We start from the raw sequence: 17,815 nt of genomic DNA, 5'->3' as shown, positions 1-17,815 counted from the left end.
CTACTTCCAATGGTTTGGTGACTGTTGGTCGCTTTCCATTTCGCGACCGAAGATTTCCTCTAGCTCTTTACGCGCTTCTTTTGAGCGTTGAGCAAGTTCTTTGTCTTCATTATGCCGAGGCAATAAATCCTTGAGCATAGCATTGTCTAACTTGCGAAAATGTGCTTCTGCGCGCTTTGCTTGGTAAGGATGCATGCCTAGTTCTACGAGCGCTTGGCGACCTAGATCTAACGCACCTAAAAATGTTTCACGCGAGTAGTTGTGTACACCATGATTCATCAACTGATACGCCTCAACACGGCTGCGAGCACGAGCAAGGATCTTCAATTTAGGAAAGTGTACGCAGCAGATGTCGGCAATTGCCATCACCTCGTCTGGCGAGTCCGTGCAGATCACTAACGCTTCCGCTTTATCGGCCCCCGCGGCTCGTAACAAATCAATCTGAGTCGCATCACCATAAAACACTTTGTAGCCATATTTACGCAGCAAGTGAATTTGGCTTGCATCACTTTCTAATACCGTTACTTTGATTTTATTTGCGTACATCAAGCGCCCAACAATTTGACCAAAGCGCCCAAAGCCAGCAATGATGACACGTGGTTGGCGATCCACCACATTAGTCGCCACGCTCTCTTCTTCTTGGTTGAGCGTATGAGCAAACCACTTCTTTTGCCCCATTAGCAATAACGGCGTTGTCACCATAGACAAGCTCACCACAACCAATAAGAACGCGACTTGCTCCTTGGTTAGAATGCCCTCTTGACTTGCCGCAGTAAAAATCACAAACGCAAACTCACCACCTTGGCTCAAAATCGCCGCCATACGGCTACGTGACTTGGCACGAACTCGGGCGGTGCGTGCCAAAACATACAACACCACACCTTTGACCACAACGAGAGCAATAACGGCACCAATGATCGCGAATGGTTGCAGGGCTAATAACCCAAGATTCACCGCCATACCGACGGCAATAAAAAACAAGCCAAGCAGCAGACCTTTAAAGGGTTCAATCGCGATTTCTAGCTCATGGCGATATTCACTTTCCGCCAGCAGCACACCCGCTAAGAAGGTACCAAGGGCCATTGACAGTCCCAGCTTTTGCATAGCGACAGAGATACCAAGCACCACAAGCAGTGCAGCAACAGTGAAAAGCTCTCGCACACCACTCATCACCACAAAACGGAACAAAGGACGCAGTAAGAAGTGACCACCTACCAGCAGTGCAACCACACTCGCCAGCACCCAGAGAGCATCTAACCAATCACCACCACTTTGACCACCTGCCAATAGCGGCAACATGGCGAGCATAGGAATAACGGCAATGTCTTGAAACAACAGAACAGCAAAACCCGATTGCCCGGTTTCCGTGCCAGCTTGCCCCTGCTCTTCTATTACCTTAAGTGCAATCGCCGTGGACGAAAGAGCCAACCCCATACCGATAACTAAACTTACTTGCATGCTCAAACCAAACAGGCTGACGATGCTGCCAATCACGGCGGTAGTGACAATCACTTGAGCCCCACCCAGCCCGAGGATTGGTCCGCGCATCTGCCATAACTTTTTGGGGTTAAGCTCCAAGCCAATTAAGAACAGCAGCAGCACCACCCCGAGTTCAGCAAAGTGAAGAATGGCGTCCACATCGCTGATCAAACCCAGCCCCCAAGGGCCAATTAAAACACCAGCAATCAGATAGCCAAGCACAGACCCTAGACCAAGTCGCTGAGCAATCGGCACCGCAATCACAGCCGCAGAAAGGAATACCACACTACTTTGAAGAAACTCACTGGTTATCGCCATGTAGACCTCCCTGCTCATCCCACTCTTTTAGGGGGTTGTTCAACCATTGACGATATTGCTCCGCATGCTGATAACGTTCAACGTCCGACACATTACGCGACCAGTACAAGGCCAAAGGTTCAATCCAATGCATCTGGCATAGAGCCGCGGTTAGCTCAAACGGCTGGAGGATTTGCTCCAATGGGTATTTGTTATAGCCCATCGGGCTGAACGCATCTTCTTTACCGCCAGTCGTGATCACACTGCGCCAGTACTTGCCCGCTAATGCGCTACCATCACCAAAAGCAAAGCCTTTGCCGAGCACACGGTCCATCCACTCTTTTAGTAGCGCAGGGCAGGAGTACATATAAAGGGGATGATGAAAAACAATCACATCGTGTGTCAGCAGCAGCTCATGTTCATGGTTCACATCAATAAAGAAATCAGGGTATGCACCATAAAGCTCATGCACGGTGACATGACCCAGTGATTCAATTTTTTTAATCATCACTTGGTTAGCAATGGAGTTTTGCGGTTCTGGGTGAGCATAAATAACCAGAACCTTCGGAGGAGTGGGCGAAACAACAGCCAAATGGGCGTCCTTATCTTTATTTTTATCCGTTATCAAATTGTTATACGTTTTTGTATAGCATAATGCAATTAAAGCACAGAGATCGACTTTTCCCGCCAATAGCCCTACTATTCATCGCGAGATCAACGACCAAGAAACGCGCACTGCGCAAAGTGAATTAAAATTCTATGATTACCTTCTCTGATATCCAGTTACTGCGTGGCGGTAAACCTCTTTTAGACCAAGCATCTGCAACCATTCACCCCGGCGACAAAGTTGGCCTGGTTGGTAAAAACGGCTGTGGTAAATCGACGCTGTTTGCCCTTCTAAAAGATCAACTATCGATTGACGCAGGCTCATTCAGCCAACCTCAACATTGGGAGTTAGCTTGGGTTGCACAGGAAACACCGGCACTCGACCGAAGCGCGCTGGAATACGTCATTGATGGTGATCGCGAGTTCCGTGAGCTTGAAAATCAACTGGCCATCGCCGAAGAGAAAGACAACGGCACACTGGTTGCCGAGATCCACGGTAAGATTGAAACCATTGGTGGTTACAGCATTCGTGCACGTGCTGCTGAGCTGCTGGACGGCTTGGGCTTTAGCCAAGATCAAATGAGTTGGAACCTGACCCAGTTCTCGGGTGGTTGGCGTATGCGCCTTAACTTGGCTCAAGCGCTATTGTGCCGCTCTGATCTACTATTACTCGACGAACCGACCAACCACTTGGATTTGGACGCCGTTATGTGGCTAGAGCGCTGGCTGCAGAGCTACCCGGGCACATTAATTCTGATCTCGCACGACCGGGACTTCTTGGATCCAATCGTTGGTCGCATCATTCACATCGAAAACCAGCAGCTGAACGAATACACAGGTAACTACTCGTCATTCGAAAACCAACGTGCACAAAAAATGCTGCTGCAACAAGCGATGTTCGAGAAGCAAAAGAAACAGATGTCGCACATGCAAAGCTACATCGACCGCTTCCGCTACAAAGCCTCAAAAGCTCGCCAAGCACAAAGCCGCATTAAAGCACTGGAGCGCATGGAGAAGGTTCTACCCGCTCAGTTCGATAACCCGTTTAGTTTCCAGTTCCGCGACCCTGCCGCACTGCCAAACCCAATCATGATGATGGATCAAGTATCGGCAGGCTATGGAGACAAGCTGATCCTAGAAAAGATACGCCTCAACCTTGTTCCGGGCAGTCGCATTGGTCTACTGGGTCGCAACGGTGCGGGTAAATCAACCTTGATCAAACTGCTATCCGGTGAGCTAACAACACAAGGCGGCGATCTCACTTACTCACAAGGCGTGAAGATTGGTTACTTCGCTCAGCATCAATTGGAAACATTGCACCCAGAAGAAACACCACTGCAACACATGATGCAAATCGCACCAGACCAAACCGAGCAACAGCTACGTGATTATCTTGGTAGTTTTGGCTTCCGAGGCGACAAAGCGCTTGAGAAAGTCGCGCCATTTTCTGGTGGTGAAAAAGCGCGTTTAGTCTTGGCGCTCATTGTGTGGCAGAAACCAAACCTATTACTGCTCGATGAACCGACCAACCACTTAGACTTGGACATGCGCCAAGCACTGACCATGGCACTGCAAACATTCGAAGGTGCCATGGTAATTGTTTCGCACGACCGCTATCTACTGCGGGCAACAACCGATGATTTGTACTTGGTCCACGATCGCCAAGTCGCCCCCTTCGATGGTGACTTGAATGATTACTACAAATGGCTGACCGAGCAGCAAAAAGCCGAGCGCAAAGAAGCGCAAGCAGCACAACCAGTCAAAGATAACACTAACAGTGCTGCGGCGAAAAAGGAGCAAAAACGACGCGACGCAGAATTTCGCAAGCAGACGGCTCCAATTCGCAAAACGCTGACACAGTTAGAAAACAAAATGGATAAGTTAGGCGAAGCACTCGCGAAAGCAGAACAGCAATTGGCGGATAACACCCTGTATGAAGCCGAAAACAAAGCTAAACTTAACCAAGTGTTGGCGCTTCAAGCTTCGAGCAAAGCCGATCTTGAAGCAATAGAAATGGAATGGATGTCTGCCCAAGAAACACTCGAGCAGATGGAACTAGAGTTTAATCAATGACAAACAAGCATGCAGAATACACTCTCACCTTAGAACACCTTTGGCAGTTCAGTCTGCAATTTTATGGTGTACGAGAAGTAAAGGAAGCGTGCTTATCATTACAAAACAACTACCACGGTAACGTCAATCTACTGCTGCTGCTCAGATGGCTCGATGAGCAGCGGGTTATTTTCCAAGAACAGGATTGGCACTTAGTGCAAAGCTGCCTTGGTCGAAGCGAAGCCCTCCTCCACGCCTATCGCGAACTTCGTCGCCACCTCAAATCACAAGTTAATGACACACTTTATCGCAAAGCATTGCAGTTCGAATTACAACTCGAAAAGCAGCAACAATCAGATCTAGTCGACTGCGTCAACTCGCTAAAATTAGTCAAAAATGATGGCGATCCATTGACGCTTAGGTACTGTCGTCAATTGGGGGGAGAACATTTGCAACAGGCATTCTCTATGCCCGTACCAAACGTTAAGTATCCATAAATCCGTCATAAACCAGTAAAATATCTATACTTATAAAGAATTATATTAATAATTTCTTCAGCGAACATTGAAGGACCGTATGAGAGCAGTTAGGTATGACACAATTTTTCGCAGCCACCGGGATTAAAAACCCGCATCTCCAAACGCTACTACCACGTTTTATCCGCAAGAAAGCGTTATTTACGCCTATTTGGCAAACACTCGATACACCAGATGGTGACTTCCTCGATTTGGCGTGGTCGCAACAACCCGGTTCCAAAGCCGCACACAACAAACCGATCTTCGTCCTATTTCATGGGCTAGAAGGCTGTTTCTACAGTCCTTATGCTAATGGTTTAATGAACGCCTTCTCAAAACGGGGTTGGCTATCCGTGATGATGCATTTTCGTGGTTGCAGCGGAAAACCGAACAAAAAAGCCCGCGCCTATCATTCTGGTGAAGTGACGGACGCTCGTTTTTTTCTTGAGCAGCTCGACAGGCAATTTCCAAATAATCCTAAAGTGGCTGTCGGGATCTCCCTTGGCGGTAATATGTTGGCGAACTACTTAGCTCAATACAAAGACGATCCCATCTTAAGTGCCGCGACCATTGTCTCTGCACCATTAGACTTGGCTGCATGCGCCAACCGGATTGAACAAGGCTTTTCCAAAGTTTACCGACGCTACTTACTCTCTTCGCTCAAACGCAACGCGCTACAAAAACACGACTTAATCCACGGAGAGTTAGCGCTGTCATATAATTCAATCAAACGCGTGACTCGATTGTATGAGTTTGACGATCTGATCACCGCCCCTCTGCATGGCTTTAAAGACGCACAAGACTATTACGATCAATGTTCTGGCTTAAGCAAGTTACAGCAGATCACCCTACCAACACTGATCATCCATGCCAAAGACGATCCTTTCATGACCGACGAAGTCATTCCGAAATTTGTGCTGCCAGACAACATAGACTATCGACTTTACGAACATGGTGGTCACGTTGGCTTCCTCGCAGGCACAGCTCTAAAACCTAAATTCTGGTTGGAAGAGGCACTGCCAGCCTACTACGAAAGTATCGCCGCGGAACACCTTTGTGCTGTATCCAAGCCACAAACACAGTAAACTACTAGGATGCGCCGACATCAACAATCTAAAAGGCGCACTTAAACATCATAAAATTTTGAGGTATTTATGATCATTCCGTGGCAAGACATTGAGCCAGAGACGCTTGAAAGCTTGATCCGAGAATTCGTCCTTCGTGAAGGGACCGACTACGGCTCGGTGGAAACTTCATTGCAGAGTAAAATCGATCAAGTCAAAAACCAACTAGAGAAAAGCGAAGCGGTTATCGTATTTTCTGAACTTCATGAAACGGTTGATATTCAACTAAAAGCAAAGTTTTAGTCCCTTCACATTTCACCGTATCCTACTCGATAATATGGTTTGGTTACGTGCTATAGTGGGGCATCGACTGTGCAGCATACGTGTGCTGCACTCTACAGGTAAGTATTTTTCGACAAGGTTTGTCATGTCAGCGAAACACCCTATTATTGCGGTTACTGGCTCGTCCGGTGCCGGTACCACCACCACTTCTGAAGCCTTCCGTAAGATGTTCAATATGATGAACGTCAAACCAGCGTGGGTCGAAGGTGATAGCTTCCACCGCTTTACACGTCCAGAGATGGATGTCGAGATTCGCAAAGCGCGTGAGCAAGGCAAACACATCAGCTACTTTGGCCCTCAAGCCAATGACTTTTCTGGACTAGAGACTTTCTTCCGTCAGTTTGGTGAAGATGGTCGTGGCAGCGTGCGCCGCTATCTACACACCTTTGATGAGGCCGTCCCATATAACCAAATGCCGGGCACCTTCACACCTTGGCAAGACCTACCAGAGAATAGCGATCTGCTGTTCTATGAGGGTTTGCACGGAGGTGTGGTGGATGGCGATGTGAATGTGGCACGTCACGTCGATTTTTTGATCGGCATGGTGCCAATCGTGAACTTGGAATGGATTCAAAAATTCGTTCGTGACACGCGCGATCGTGGTCATTCAAGAGAAGCGGTGATGGATTCCATTGTGCGCTCGATGGACGATTATCTGAACTACATTACGCCACAGTTCTCACGCACGCACATCAACTTCCAGCGTGTCCCCACCGTTGATACTTCCAACCCACTCGACGCCAAAGGCATCCCGAGTTTGGATGAAAGCTTCGTGGTAATACGTCTACGCGGTATCAAAAATGTCGACTTCCCCTACCTACTGGCAATGATTGATGGCTCATTTATGTCTCGTCATAACACTATTGTGGTGCCGGGAGGGAAGATGAGCTTTGCCGTGGAACTCATAGTGAGACCGATTCTTCAGCAACTGATAGAAACAGGGAAAATTGGCTAAAGTACCCTTATTTGAGTGCTTACTTTTCATACCGTGATCATGTGCACAATTTTGCTTAGAAAATCTCCATCATGGCACGATTAAAATCAAGAAATAGTTTCTGAAAAAGGATACTATTTCGAACTGAGATACAAGAGAGCTTGCAGCATAGATAAAGTCCTCTTATCCTAGTAGGCTAATTCAGGCTTGCTGGAATACGGATAGCGCAAGCGTACCCTGCAGAGGAAGTGAGATATTATGGTTCTAGGTAAACCTCAAACCGACCCGACACTAGAGTGGTTTCTTTCACACTGTCATATTCATAAGTACCCATCGAAAAGCACGCTGATTCACGCGGGCGAGAAAGCAGAGACTTTGTACTACATTGTTAAAGGTTCTGTTGCGGTTCTTATCAAAGACGAAGAAGGTAAGGAGATGATCCTTTCTTACCTCAACCAGGGCGACTTCATTGGTGAACTTGGTTTATTCGAAGAAGACCAAGAGCGTACCGCTTGGGTTCGTGCTAAATCTCCTTGTGAGGTAGCTGAGATTTCTTTCAAGAAATTCCGTCAGTTGATTCAAGTTAATCCAGACATCTTAATGCGCCTGTCAGCACAAATGGCTCGTCGACTACAAGTTACGAGCCAAAAAGTAGGTGATCTCGCGTTCCTTGACGTAACTGGTCGTATCGCTCAGACTCTTCTGAACCTTGCTAAGCAGCCAGATGCGATGACGCACCCAGACGGTATGCAAATCAAGATCACTCGTCAAGAAATCGGTCAAATCGTTGGCTGTTCTCGTGAGACTGTAGGTCGTATCTTGAAGATGCTAGAAGAGCAGAACCTAATTTCTGCCCACGGCAAAACTATCGTTGTTTACGGAACTCGTTAATTCCGATTATCGTTTAAAAAATTTAAAAGCCACCAAATGCAAGTTTGGTGGCTTTTTCTTTTTTGGGAAGCGGGAACGGGAAACAAAGAATCGAGAACCGAGAACCGAGAACGCTACGCTTCAGGATCGGACTTCGTCCTTTGAGATGAAAAGACAAAGAGCCGAGAATTGGGAACACTGCGTTCCGAGAGCGGACTTCGTCCTTCAAGACAAAGCCCAATTAAATTGCGAGTATTCAACTCTTCCAAAGCGAAGCGTTCTCGCATTCCAACAAACTCCAACCTTTAAAACTGAAGCCTTCAACACTCCAGAGTGTAAACCTCTCGAAGCGAAGCGTTCCCGCATCTCTACTCTCGCATTCCAACAAACTCCAACCTTTAAAGCTGAAGCCTTCAACACTCCAGAATGTAAAACTCCCGAAGCGAAGCGTCCCCGCATCTCTAGGGCGTAGCCCGCTCTCGCATTCCAACAAACTCCAACCTTCAAAGCTGAAGCCTTCAACACTCCAGAGTGTAAGCCTCTCGAAGCGAAGCGTCCCCGCATCTCTAGGGCGTAGCCCGCTCTCGCATTCCAACAAACTCCAACCTTCAAAGCTGAAGCCTTCAACACTCCAGAGTGTAAGCCTCTCGAAGCGAAGCGTTCCCGCATCTCTAGGGCGTAGCCCGTTCTCGCCTCTTCTTTACCCGTTGGTGCTCTCGAAGATCTTATCCGCCGATGCAGCCACAAATCCCGGGTACAACTCACCGTTATCCATTGGGTAACGCTTAGCAAACTCATAGAAGCCACCAGGAATCACCTCAATGCCTTCCGTAAAGGTAACTGGCACTTTGTCTGCCATGGTTGATGATTGCTCTAATAACACCTCTGGCGTACCTTTTACTTCACCGCCATTCTCGTTGATAGTGAAGCCTGTTGTGCGCAGGTAGTCATTAACTTGCTTCACTTCTTGATACTGGTCGAGTTGATTCACACTAACTGTAAAGTGGTTTGCTCCGTAACCGTGCGCAGCAAGCCAAGAAGCGTATTCACTCTCTTTCGCCAAGGTTTGGAAATCCGCATAACTAAGGTCCCACAAACGTCCGCCGTACAAGAAATCACTGCCTTGCAACTTGGACACCTTGATCTGCTCGACTAACCGATGAACGATAGTTTGTAGCTCTGAAGAGCACTCATCCACCTTCAATTCACTGATGAAAACTTTAGGTTGCTTAGGATCTGGATGTTCAAAATGCTTTGCGACCAGTTTTTTGCTTTCAAATACGTAATCGCCACAAGCTTTGTAACCTACCGCCAAGAATGGCTTGGCTAACGTTTCAATACCTAGAGGCTCAACATTAAACGTACGTAGCGCAATATGATCATTAATGAGCGGCTCATCTTCTTGAAGAAGTTGATGAACTTTAGCGGCAGAAGGGCAAAGGCGTTGGATATAGTCTTGCCAGAGCGATTCAAATAATACATCGGGCGTCATAACGACTCCTTGTTATGAAATGTAGGGAGGTAAGAGGGACATTATCCTGAGTTCGCAGCCACAAAGCGGCATAAAATCTAGAACGTGTGATCATTTTCCCTCGACGGTATGTCAGGCATAAATGCCAGTCAGTCACGCACTGGAGAGTCTTGAGCTCGCCTTTGACGTTTGCCAGTGCGCTTACCGGAATCCTAACTTGATAAATCACTCTGACAGGTAGAAGCGGCGATACCTTTTCGCCGCTTAGTATTACTCGATTACAGACTAACACCTGGGCTCAATGTCGTTGGCAAGACCGTCTCTTGTCCTTCCATTGAGGCCATTGGGTATGCACAGTAGTCTGCGGCATAGTAGGCACTTGGACGCAAATTACCTGACGCCCCCGGACCACCAAATGGCGCATCGCCACTTGCCCCAGTCAGCTGACGGTTGCGGTTCACTATGCCTGCACGTATGTGATCAACAAAGTATTCCCACTCTCGGTCGTCAGTTGAAACTAAACCGGCTGATAAGCCAAAGCGCGTATCATTGGCCAGATCTACGGCTCTTTCTAGCCCTTGGTAGCGCACGACTTGTAGAAGCGGACCGAAGTATTCTTCATCCGGCAACTCAGCAACGTTTGTCACATCGATGATGCCTGGAGAAACAAACGCCGCTTTGCCCGCTTTCGCTTCAATCAAGCTTTCGCCACCAAGTGCTTGTAAGTTCGCTTGTGCGTCGAGAATGAACTTAGCTGCCGCGAGCGAAATTTGTGGTCCCATAAAGGGGGCAGGTTCTGCAAATGGCTGGTCAACGCAAATATTACTCGTCGCTGCCACCAGTTTTTCAACAACGGCATCCCCTTTGTCACCAAATGGGATATACAGACGACGTGCACAGGTACAACGTTGCCCTGCGCTAATGAAAGCGGATTGAATAATGGTATAAACCGTGGCATCTAAGTCACCGTAATTATCCGAGATGACCATAGGGTTGTTGCCACCCATCTCCAGTGCCAGCATCTTACCCGGCTGACCAGCAAATTGGCGATGTAAAACATGCCCCGTATTTGCACTCCCGGTGAACAATACCCCATCGATGCCTTTCGCATCGGCTAGTGCAATACCCGTCTCCTTCGCACCTTGAACGAGGTTGATCACACCTTTTGGCAAACCCACTTCTTCCCAAAGTTTCATGGCCAATTCACCCGCCCATGGCGTTTGCTCAGATGGCTTGAAGACCACAGTGTTACCAGCCAATAAGGCTGGCACGATATGACCGTTTGGTAAGTGAGCAGGGAAGTTATAAGGCCCGAAAACCGCCATCACACCTAATGGGCGGTGACGCAATACAATTTGGTTACCTGCGGCTTCGCGGGCAGCTTCACCTGTACGATCGTGGTAAGCGCGGATAGAAATGGCGATTTTACCCGCCATTGCCGCTGCTTCAGTGCGTGTTTCCCAAATCGGCTTGCCCGTTTCTTTCGCTATCACTTCGGCGATAGTTTCGCTGTGCTCTTTTACTTTCTCAGCAAAAGCCAACACGATCGCTTCACGTTCTGCAAATGGGCGCTTCTTCCAATCAATGAACGCCTCACGCGCCGCAGACACCGCTTGATTAACCTGCTCTACTGTCGCGCCGTTGCCTTGCCAAATCACTTCTTGATTGTATGGCGACAGAGACGTAAATGCTTCTCCCTGCCCTTGTACCCATTCACCTGCAATCCAATGTGTCATTATTTCTGTCCTTAAATCCTGTCGTCAGTTACTGCGGAAGAAGGCGAACAAAATCACCTTCCTCAACCAAGAGTGCATCTGCCAGTTCTGGGGCAAGAACAACACTTTGCGTTTCTGCGTCATACGCCGCTTTCGCCGCCGCTGCACGAAAGTTCTCAAATGAAGAGTTACACATTAAGAAATCTTGCGTGCTGGTGTGCTCGGAGATTTTGACTTGTGCACGGAATGAATGACGAACCGATTCGATATTACGCAGGTCACACTCTACCGTCGGACCACCGTCGAAAATGTCGACGTAACCACGGTTGGTAAACCCTTCACGTTCAAGCAGCTTTAATGCTGGGCGCGTGTTATCGTGCACCTTACCAATCACCGCTTGTGCTTCTGGGCTAAGCAAGTTGATATAGATTGGCAACTTCGGCATCAAATCGGCAATAAACCCCTTCTTACCGATACCCGTTAGGTAATCCGCCAGCGTAAAATCGATAGAAAAGAAATGCTCTTGAAGCCATTGCCAGAATGGTGAATTACCGTGCTCATCGGACACTCCGCGCATTTCGGCAAAGATGGTTTCCGAAAAACGCTCTGGGTGCTCTGCCATCATTAGGAAACGACATTTGGACATCAAACGTCCGTTCAAACCTCCACGGAATTTCTCACGGAGGAACAAGGTACATATTTCACTGTTACCCGTGTAGTTATTACCAAACGTCAGCAACTTCACCACGTTGTTTACGCCGAGCTTAGGTGAAGAATGCACGACTTTGCTGATGTGATAAGAGTAGAAAGGCACATCCCACCCAATTGAGGCTTCAATACCTGTGGTGCCAGCAACCTCTCCAGTCTCTGACTCAAAGCCGACCATTAGGTAGCCTTCATCACCAGCTTCCTTAACGTCAGGTTTGCCAAAACTGTATTCTGAGTGTTTGATTCGATTGGTTAACAGTTCTTCGTTAACCGGTAGAGATGTAAAACCATGACCTGACTCAACCGCACAAGTGTGCAGCGCGTCATAATCTGACATTGTGATAGGGCGAACTACTAGCATCAATATTCCCTCCTGATGCAGGAAGATCCTAACTATATTTTAGGAACAATGCCCCCATCAAAGTTCCTTGATGAGGGCGTCTAGGTTAGCGATAAATGGCGTTCGCGCTTAAACCAGCGTTGCGATCGCTTTATCCAGCTTCGCCAAACCTTCTTCGATTTCTTGTGGTGTGATCACGAGTGATGGTGTGAAACGTACGACGTTGGCACCCGCAACCAACACCATGAGACCTTGTTTACCTGCCGCAACCAGTACATCACGCGCACGCCCTTGCCAATCTTCATTCAGTGCAGCGCCAAGCAGTAGACCCTTGCCGCGCACTTCCGAGAAAATATGGTATTTCGCGTTGATCTTCTCTAGACCTTCACGAAACATCGTTTCACGCTCGAGTACGCCTGCCAGTACTTCTGGTTTCGTCACTTCATCAACAACCGCTTCTGCAACTGCACACGCGAGCGGGTTACCACCGTAAGTCGAACCGTGCGTGCCCACTTTCATGTGCTCAGCCAGTTTTGCTGTCGTCAGCATGGCACCAATAGGGAAACCGCCGCCTAACGACTTAGCCGTGCTTAGGATGTCTGGCGTAATACCCAAGCCTTGGTATGCATAGAAGTGCCCCGTTCGACCGTTACCTGTTTGAACCTCATCGAAGATCAGCAGTGCATTGTGTTTGTCACACAGCTCACGAACCGCTTGAGCGAACTCAGGCGTTGGTGGAATGATGCCACCCTCACCTTGCAGAGGCTCCATCATTACCGCACAAGTGCGCTCAGACATGTGTGCTTGAAGTGCTTCGATATCGTTATAAGGAAGGTGAGTAACATCACCCGGCTTGGGACCAAAACCGTCTGAGTAAGCCGCTTGACCGCCTACTGTTACGGTGAAGAAAGTACGACCATGGAAGCCTTGTTTGAATGCGATGATTTCTGACTTTTCATTGCTATGAACGTCGGCCGCGTAACGGCGTGCTAACTTCAGCGCCGCTTCGTTCGCTTCCGCACCAGAGTTGGCAAAAAATACCCGCTCGGCAAAGCTGACTTCTGTTAACTTCTTCGCCAATCTCAATGCAGGCTCATTGGTCATCACATTACTTAGATGCCAGAGCTTGTTACCTTGCTCAGTCAATGCATTCACCATGACTGGGTGACAGTGACCAAGGCAACTCACTGCGATCCCGCCAGCGAAGTCGATGTATTCATTGCCGTTCTGATCCCAGACGCGTGAGCCTTTGCCTTTAACGGGGACCATTTCCATTGGGTTATAGCAAGGCACCATGACCTCATCGAATAAACCGCGCTCTACTTTATTTTCCATTGTCATTGCACATTCCTTCTTGATACCGCATGCCGAGCAGATAAGCGAGTTAGGCCGGCACTCTTTGCCAGCAAATAATGTTTTATATTTACGCTATATAGGCATTGTATTTACATTTAATTAACCATTTCAACAGTGATTTATGCTTTTCGTATTGCGATCAAACCACTCACAATCACTATTTGTGCTTATTTATGCACTAAAAAACGTAAATAGAGAAGCAATTTTTTATAACACCTTAGTATTACTGGGATTATAAACCAAGAAGAGGAATGAATAGAAACCACTGAATAGGTAGAACGCATAGTTTTGCATTCTCAATATCCGGACAAAAACATGAATAAATTGTTAAGAAAAGTGATCGGGATCAGATCGCTTTGCGGGCAAGAAAGTTCGCAAGTAACGCATGGCCTTGTTCTGTTTTGATCGACTCAGGATGAAACTGTACCGCATCAATTGGCAGGGTTTTATGCTGATAGCCCATGATCTCATCCTTGGTTCCGTCTGGCAGTTCAGTCCAAGCGGTCAATTCAAACACATCAGGGAGCGTGTCGCTTTTCACCACGAGAGAGTGATAACGAGTGACCGTAAGCGGGTTGTTGAGGTTTTTAAACACACTGCGACCATTATGACGAATCGGTGATGTCTTACCGTGCATTACTTGCCTAGCACGTACCACTTGACCGCCAAACACCTGTGCAATCGCCTGATGACCAAGGCAAACTCCCAAGATTGGTAACTTACCAGCAAAATACCCAATGGCTTGTAGAGAGATACCCGCTTCATTTGGAGTACATGGTCCGGGAGAGATCACCAAGTGGGTTGGGTTAAGCGCTTCAATACCTTGAATATCGATCTCATCGTTACGCACCACCTTTACGTCTGCACCAAGCTCGCAAAAGTATTGATATAGATTGTAGGTAAAAGAGTCGTAATTATCGATGATCAACAACATAAGGGGTGAGTAGCTCCAATCCGTTTTGGCAAGGCTTACGCAGTAAATCGCCACATTCGTGACAATCAAGGGCGGTATTTTGCTATACCAAGCAAGAAAGGCAAGTTTTTGCTGAATAAAAAGACCAGCATAGGCTGGCCTTTGGTCTTTACAGCTATTTGGGGGCTAATTTGTCAGGCAAACCGCTTAGCGACGACGACGGAATACCCCCAGACCTAACATCGCAAGGAGCGCACCAAAGCCAAATGAAGCACCTACATCAGGATGTTCCAGCGTAACATCACGAGAGTCGTTGAACTTCACGGTGCTGCCCGTCGAATCTGTCACTTTTTCTTCTAAGACATACTGGCCTTCCGTTGGGACCTTGTCGAATTCAATACTCACACTGCGCGCCTCAATATCCGCTTGTGTCAGGGTCACACTCGCTTCATAACCCTCAACATCCGACATAGACGACGCCGCTTGTAGTGCTTCTTGCAGGCTAACGGTAACGATATCACCAACAATCGCATTAGGTGGTAGGCGAACCTCAACTTCTAGGTTGTCACCCAAACTTGGCAAGTCAATATCCGTATCAGGGAAATCAATCGCAATGATCACTGGATCGTGGTCAGACGCCGAGAACGCATCTTGATACTTAGGCATGTCACCTGTGTACTTACTGCTGTATTCAAACAAGTTACTTTCTAGTGAGTTGATATGCCAATCTTCAATCGCCACTACTTTTTGTGCCAAGCCGTTACTCGCCAGTGCATGGTCAAGATTGCCTAGCTCACCAGAGTAAGTGTATGAAAAAGTATCTGCGCCATGCAGCAAAGTGTTCAGGTTATAGTAACCATAGCCTTTATCAATTTTGCTCTTGTCTACTTGGATTTCACCACCATCAACGTTGGTGTAAGCTGCTGTGTAGATGTCTCGGCCGTATTTCTCTTTCGAGTAGTCGGTGAGTGTAAGCAAAGGATCTTCCATGCCATAGGCGTTCAGGTCGCCCACTACCAGCACGTCACCTTCAATACTTTTCAGCGCGTCACCCACAACGTTCGCAGCAGATACGCGGAAGTTATTGCAGTTGCCTTGCAGATCCGCAGGCTCTGAGTCCTCGACGCCTGCCACCCACTCTTCAATACATTCAGAGCCTTTCGATTTGAAGTGATTAACGACAACAGACAGATCTTTACCTGTTTCTTTCACCGTAAAAGTTTGCAGCAAGCTATGACGCTGGTATTTGTCGTAAGCTGGATTGCCTTCTGCACCATTATTACGCGTGATGGTGTTCTCTTCGATGTGCTGCTCTGGTGTCGCAATCACTTTTGCAGCTTCTTTTGGCGTCACAGCGTCAGCACGGTACAGAATTGCAACCATAATGGCATCGCTACCAAGGTACTGGTTTTGGTATTTGTCTTGATCTTCGATTTCAACATAAGTGTAGTGATCCTCTACTTCATCGATCTCAGCATTCAATGCGTCGACCAAGTTCTTCACCGCACTGGTGTCACCAAAGCCGTTGTTTTCCACTTCCATCAAACCAATGATATCAGCGTCCATCTTATTCATTGCCGCAACGATTTTCGCTTGCTGGATCAGGAACTCATCGAGATGAGTTGCACCACGGTTTTGTCCAGTTGGATTTTCATGGCCACTGTCAGCCACTGAGGTGAAGTAGTTTAGAACGTTGAAACTCGCGATACGCAAATCGGAATCCGCGATCACTGGTGCGTCTTGGCGAGTCACATCAAAGCCTTCACCAGAGGTGACAAAGTTGCTGTTGTCGACATGGTTCGTTGCGATCAGGCGGTATTCGTTGAAACTGTATGCGACAACACCTTGCAGCCCCTCTACTCGTGAACCAAGGCGAATGTGCTGTTCAGAAGAGCCATCTTGATCGGTATCTTTTGCGAAGTCTGGGTAATAAGGGATTTGACCGTTTGGTGCCTTATCATCGGATTCTAGGTATAGGCGGTTTGCTGCGTTGTCCTTAGCGATCTCTACCGCAGCTTCGCTCTCTGCAGCATGCAATTGAGTCGGCTTAAACAGTGGCGCTTGATGAGACAGCATCATGTTATTACGACGTGAATCATAGTCGTAGGAGAAATTGCGAGTCACAAATAAGTCACTTGCCGACGTCAATGCCACTTGCATGCCCTCATGACGCTCTAATGCAGCGCGCAAAGTTTCACCTTCTTTGATAACAAGGTCAGTGACACGAGGGATTTCTGAAGTGCCTGTTACCACATAGCTATTCGCATCAGAGGCAAGTCTTGTATTGCTGTAGTACTCTTGAACTTTACCTTTCACACAGACAAGGTCACCAGCTTTCAGCGCCATATCCGCCGCATCGGTATGAATGAACAAACCTTCTGAAGTCTTGTCGTTGTTGTCACTTTCTAGTGCTTGTAGGTAGAAACCTTTGGTTAGGCCAGTGGTAACAGCTGTCACGACACCTGTTACGAAGTGATCTTCATCTGTAATATACGGATAGCCATCAATGAATGGAGACGTATCGCCTTCCCCTTGGATAGCTTGAATGGTCGTAAAGTTAGGCTGCTGACCATCGAGCTCACAAGCAAATGGTGCTGGCGGCTCAGTCGTATTTAACTCACCAAGACCGTCAATATTGTCTTGCTCGAACGCGGTCCATTGCGATGCATCATAGCTAGCAGAAGGGGTTAGTGCATCACTGTTACGAACCAATGTGGTGTCTTTAGCAAAATCGACGTCCCCCATCACCCCGATAACGTCATGCACTTCACCGTCTTTAAGCAGCGCGATCGGATCGTCACCATTAAAGTTGGCTACGCTTTTATCTGTGATATCCGCGACAGCTTTGATGGCATCACTCGCACCATCGTGCGCTAGCACATACACTTGGCTCGCTTGCAGCGTCACTTGACTAAGATCTATGCTGCTGCCCCAAGTGCCACCACCGTTTGATGATTTCGCCAGTTGGTAGCCTGTTAACGTTACCGCCGTATCGCCGGTGTTCGCGATTTCGACCGCTTTGTTGTAAGAACGACCTTCTACATATTGAGAGATAATAATTTCTGCGTTAGCACTAGCGCTAAGCGCGCTGGCAATCGTTAATGCAAGTAAAGAGGGTTTGATTAACATATCCATTGTCGTACCTGATATTTA

14 protein-coding genes are annotated in these 17,815 nt (G+C 47.8%); 6 read left to right on the top strand and 8 right to left on the bottom strand.

What is annotated here, in order from left to right; all coding sequences use genetic code 11:
* Entirely contained in the window at positions 1-1,797 is a 1,797-nt protein-coding gene (gene kefB, locus AND4_RS12950; protein ID WP_009843426.1) for a glutathione-regulated potassium-efflux system protein KefB, read from the bottom strand.
* Positions 1,781-2,368 carry a glutathione-regulated potassium-efflux system ancillary protein KefG gene (gene kefG / locus AND4_RS12945; protein ID WP_009843425.1) on the bottom strand — a complete coding sequence of 196 codons (588 nt, stop codon included), beginning with the start codon at positions 2,366-2,368 and terminating at the stop codon, positions 1,781-1,783. The genes kefB and kefG overlap by 17 nt, the downstream gene beginning before the upstream one ends.
* A 167-nt stretch (positions 2,369-2,535) precedes the next feature.
* Here kefG and AND4_RS12940 point away from each other — a divergent pair, with 167 nt between their 5' ends.
* From AND4_RS12940 to crp, 6 genes are all read left to right on the top strand, one after another.
* On the top strand, positions 2,536-4,455 hold the full coding sequence (locus AND4_RS12940) for an ABC transporter ATP-binding protein (protein WP_009843424.1): 1,920 nt from the start codon (positions 2,536-2,538) through the stop codon (positions 4,453-4,455).
* The gene (locus AND4_RS12935; protein WP_009843423.1) at positions 4,452-4,931 is read left to right on the top strand and encodes a TIGR02444 family protein; all 480 of its coding nucleotides are present in this window, start codon (positions 4,452-4,454) and stop codon (positions 4,929-4,931) included. The genes AND4_RS12940 and AND4_RS12935 overlap by 4 nt, the downstream gene beginning before the upstream one ends.
* 95 nt (positions 4,932-5,026) lie before the next feature.
* Positions 5,027-6,034: a hydrolase gene (locus tag AND4_RS12930; protein WP_009843422.1), complete on the top strand. Its 1,008-nt coding sequence runs from the start codon at positions 5,027-5,029 to the stop codon at positions 6,032-6,034.
* 69 nt (positions 6,035-6,103) lie between these two features.
* Positions 6,104-6,316: a YheU family protein gene (locus AND4_RS12925; RefSeq protein WP_009843421.1), complete on the top strand. Its 213-nt coding sequence runs from the start codon at positions 6,104-6,106 to the stop codon at positions 6,314-6,316.
* A gap of 124 nt (positions 6,317-6,440) precedes the next feature.
* Positions 6,441-7,310 (top strand): phosphoribulokinase, encoded by an 870-nt coding sequence (locus AND4_RS12920; RefSeq protein ID WP_009843420.1) that lies wholly within the window; start codon positions 6,441-6,443, stop codon positions 7,308-7,310.
* A 237-nt stretch (positions 7,311-7,547) separates the two neighbouring features.
* Entirely contained in the window at positions 7,548-8,180 is a 633-nt protein-coding gene (gene crp / locus AND4_RS12915) for a cAMP-activated global transcriptional regulator CRP (protein WP_005381432.1), read from the top strand.
* A 679-nt stretch (positions 8,181-8,859) separates the two neighbouring features.
* On the opposite strand, the gene AND4_RS12905 is transcribed toward crp, so the two are convergent.
* The 6 genes from AND4_RS12905 to AND4_RS12880 all read right to left on the bottom strand — a co-directional run bounded on the left by AND4_RS12905 (position 8,860) and on the right by AND4_RS12880 (position 17,797).
* Positions 8,860-9,651, bottom strand: coding sequence for a DUF1338 domain-containing protein (locus tag AND4_RS12905; RefSeq protein ID WP_009843418.1), 792 nt, complete (start codon positions 9,649-9,651; stop codon positions 8,860-8,862).
* A gap of 257 nt (positions 9,652-9,908) precedes the next feature.
* Positions 9,909-11,366, bottom strand: coding sequence for a succinylglutamate-semialdehyde dehydrogenase (gene astD, locus AND4_RS12900; protein ID WP_009843417.1), 1,458 nt, complete (start codon positions 11,364-11,366; stop codon positions 9,909-9,911).
* Positions 11,367-11,394: 28 nt separating this feature from the next.
* Complete coding sequence (gene astA / locus AND4_RS12895; RefSeq protein WP_009843416.1) at positions 11,395-12,414, bottom strand: arginine N-succinyltransferase; 1,020 nt, start codon at positions 12,412-12,414, stop codon at positions 11,395-11,397.
* 108 nt (positions 12,415-12,522) lie between these two features.
* Positions 12,523-13,734 carry an aspartate aminotransferase family protein gene (locus AND4_RS12890; RefSeq protein WP_009843415.1) on the bottom strand — a complete coding sequence of 404 codons (1,212 nt, stop codon included), beginning with the start codon at positions 13,732-13,734 and terminating at the stop codon, positions 12,523-12,525.
* Positions 13,735-14,095: 361 nt separating this feature from the next.
* The gene (locus tag AND4_RS12885; protein ID WP_009843414.1) at positions 14,096-14,683 is read right to left on the bottom strand and encodes an aminodeoxychorismate/anthranilate synthase component II; all 588 of its coding nucleotides are present in this window, start codon (positions 14,681-14,683) and stop codon (positions 14,096-14,098) included.
* A 186-nt stretch (positions 14,684-14,869) separates the two neighbouring features.
* Positions 14,870-17,797: an ExeM/NucH family extracellular endonuclease gene (locus AND4_RS12880; protein WP_009843413.1), complete on the bottom strand. Its 2,928-nt coding sequence runs from the start codon at positions 17,795-17,797 to the stop codon at positions 14,870-14,872.
* Between the last annotated feature and the right edge of the window lie 18 nt (positions 17,798-17,815).

It is taken from the genome of Vibrio sp. AND4 (genome assembly GCF_000171815.1).
Taxonomy (GTDB): Bacteria; Pseudomonadota; Gammaproteobacteria; order Enterobacterales; family Vibrionaceae; genus Vibrio.
The sequence above is the reverse complement of the archived record's forward strand: the minus strand, read 5'-3'. Positions and strand labels throughout refer to the sequence as shown.

Excerpts from the sequence above, each read along its gene's own strand:
- kefB (WP_009843426.1), bottom strand. The coding sequence starts at position 1,797 with ATGGCGATAACCAGTGAGTTTCTTCAAAGTAGTGTGGTATTCCTTTCT.
- AND4_RS12940 (WP_009843424.1), top strand. The coding sequence starts at position 2,536 with ATGATTACCTTCTCTGATATCCAGTTACTGCGTGGCGGTAAACCTCTT.
- AND4_RS12935 (WP_009843423.1), top strand. The coding sequence starts at position 4,452 with ATGACAAACAAGCATGCAGAATACACTCTCACCTTAGAACACCTTTGG.
- AND4_RS12930 (WP_009843422.1), top strand. The coding sequence starts at position 5,027 with ATGACACAATTTTTCGCAGCCACCGGGATTAAAAACCCGCATCTCCAA.
- AND4_RS12925 (WP_009843421.1), top strand. The coding sequence starts at position 6,104 with ATGATCATTCCGTGGCAAGACATTGAGCCAGAGACGCTTGAAAGCTTG.
- AND4_RS12920 (WP_009843420.1), top strand. The coding sequence starts at position 6,441 with ATGTCAGCGAAACACCCTATTATTGCGGTTACTGGCTCGTCCGGTGCC.
- crp (WP_005381432.1), top strand. The coding sequence starts at position 7,548 with ATGGTTCTAGGTAAACCTCAAACCGACCCGACACTAGAGTGGTTTCTT.
- AND4_RS12905 (WP_009843418.1), bottom strand. The coding sequence starts at position 9,651 with ATGACGCCCGATGTATTATTTGAATCGCTCTGGCAAGACTATATCCAA.
- astD (WP_009843417.1), bottom strand. The coding sequence starts at position 11,366 with ATGACACATTGGATTGCAGGTGAATGGGTACAAGGGCAGGGAGAAGCA.
- astA (WP_009843416.1), bottom strand. The coding sequence starts at position 12,414 with ATGCTAGTAGTTCGCCCTATCACAATGTCAGATTATGACGCGCTGCAC.
- AND4_RS12890 (WP_009843415.1), bottom strand. The coding sequence starts at position 13,734 with ATGACAATGGAAAATAAAGTAGAGCGCGGTTTATTCGATGAGGTCATG.
- AND4_RS12885 (WP_009843414.1), bottom strand. The coding sequence starts at position 14,683 with ATGTTGTTGATCATCGATAATTACGACTCTTTTACCTACAATCTATAT.
- AND4_RS12880 (WP_009843413.1), bottom strand. The coding sequence starts at position 17,797 with ATGGATATGTTAATCAAACCCTCTTTACTTGCATTAACGATTGCCAGC.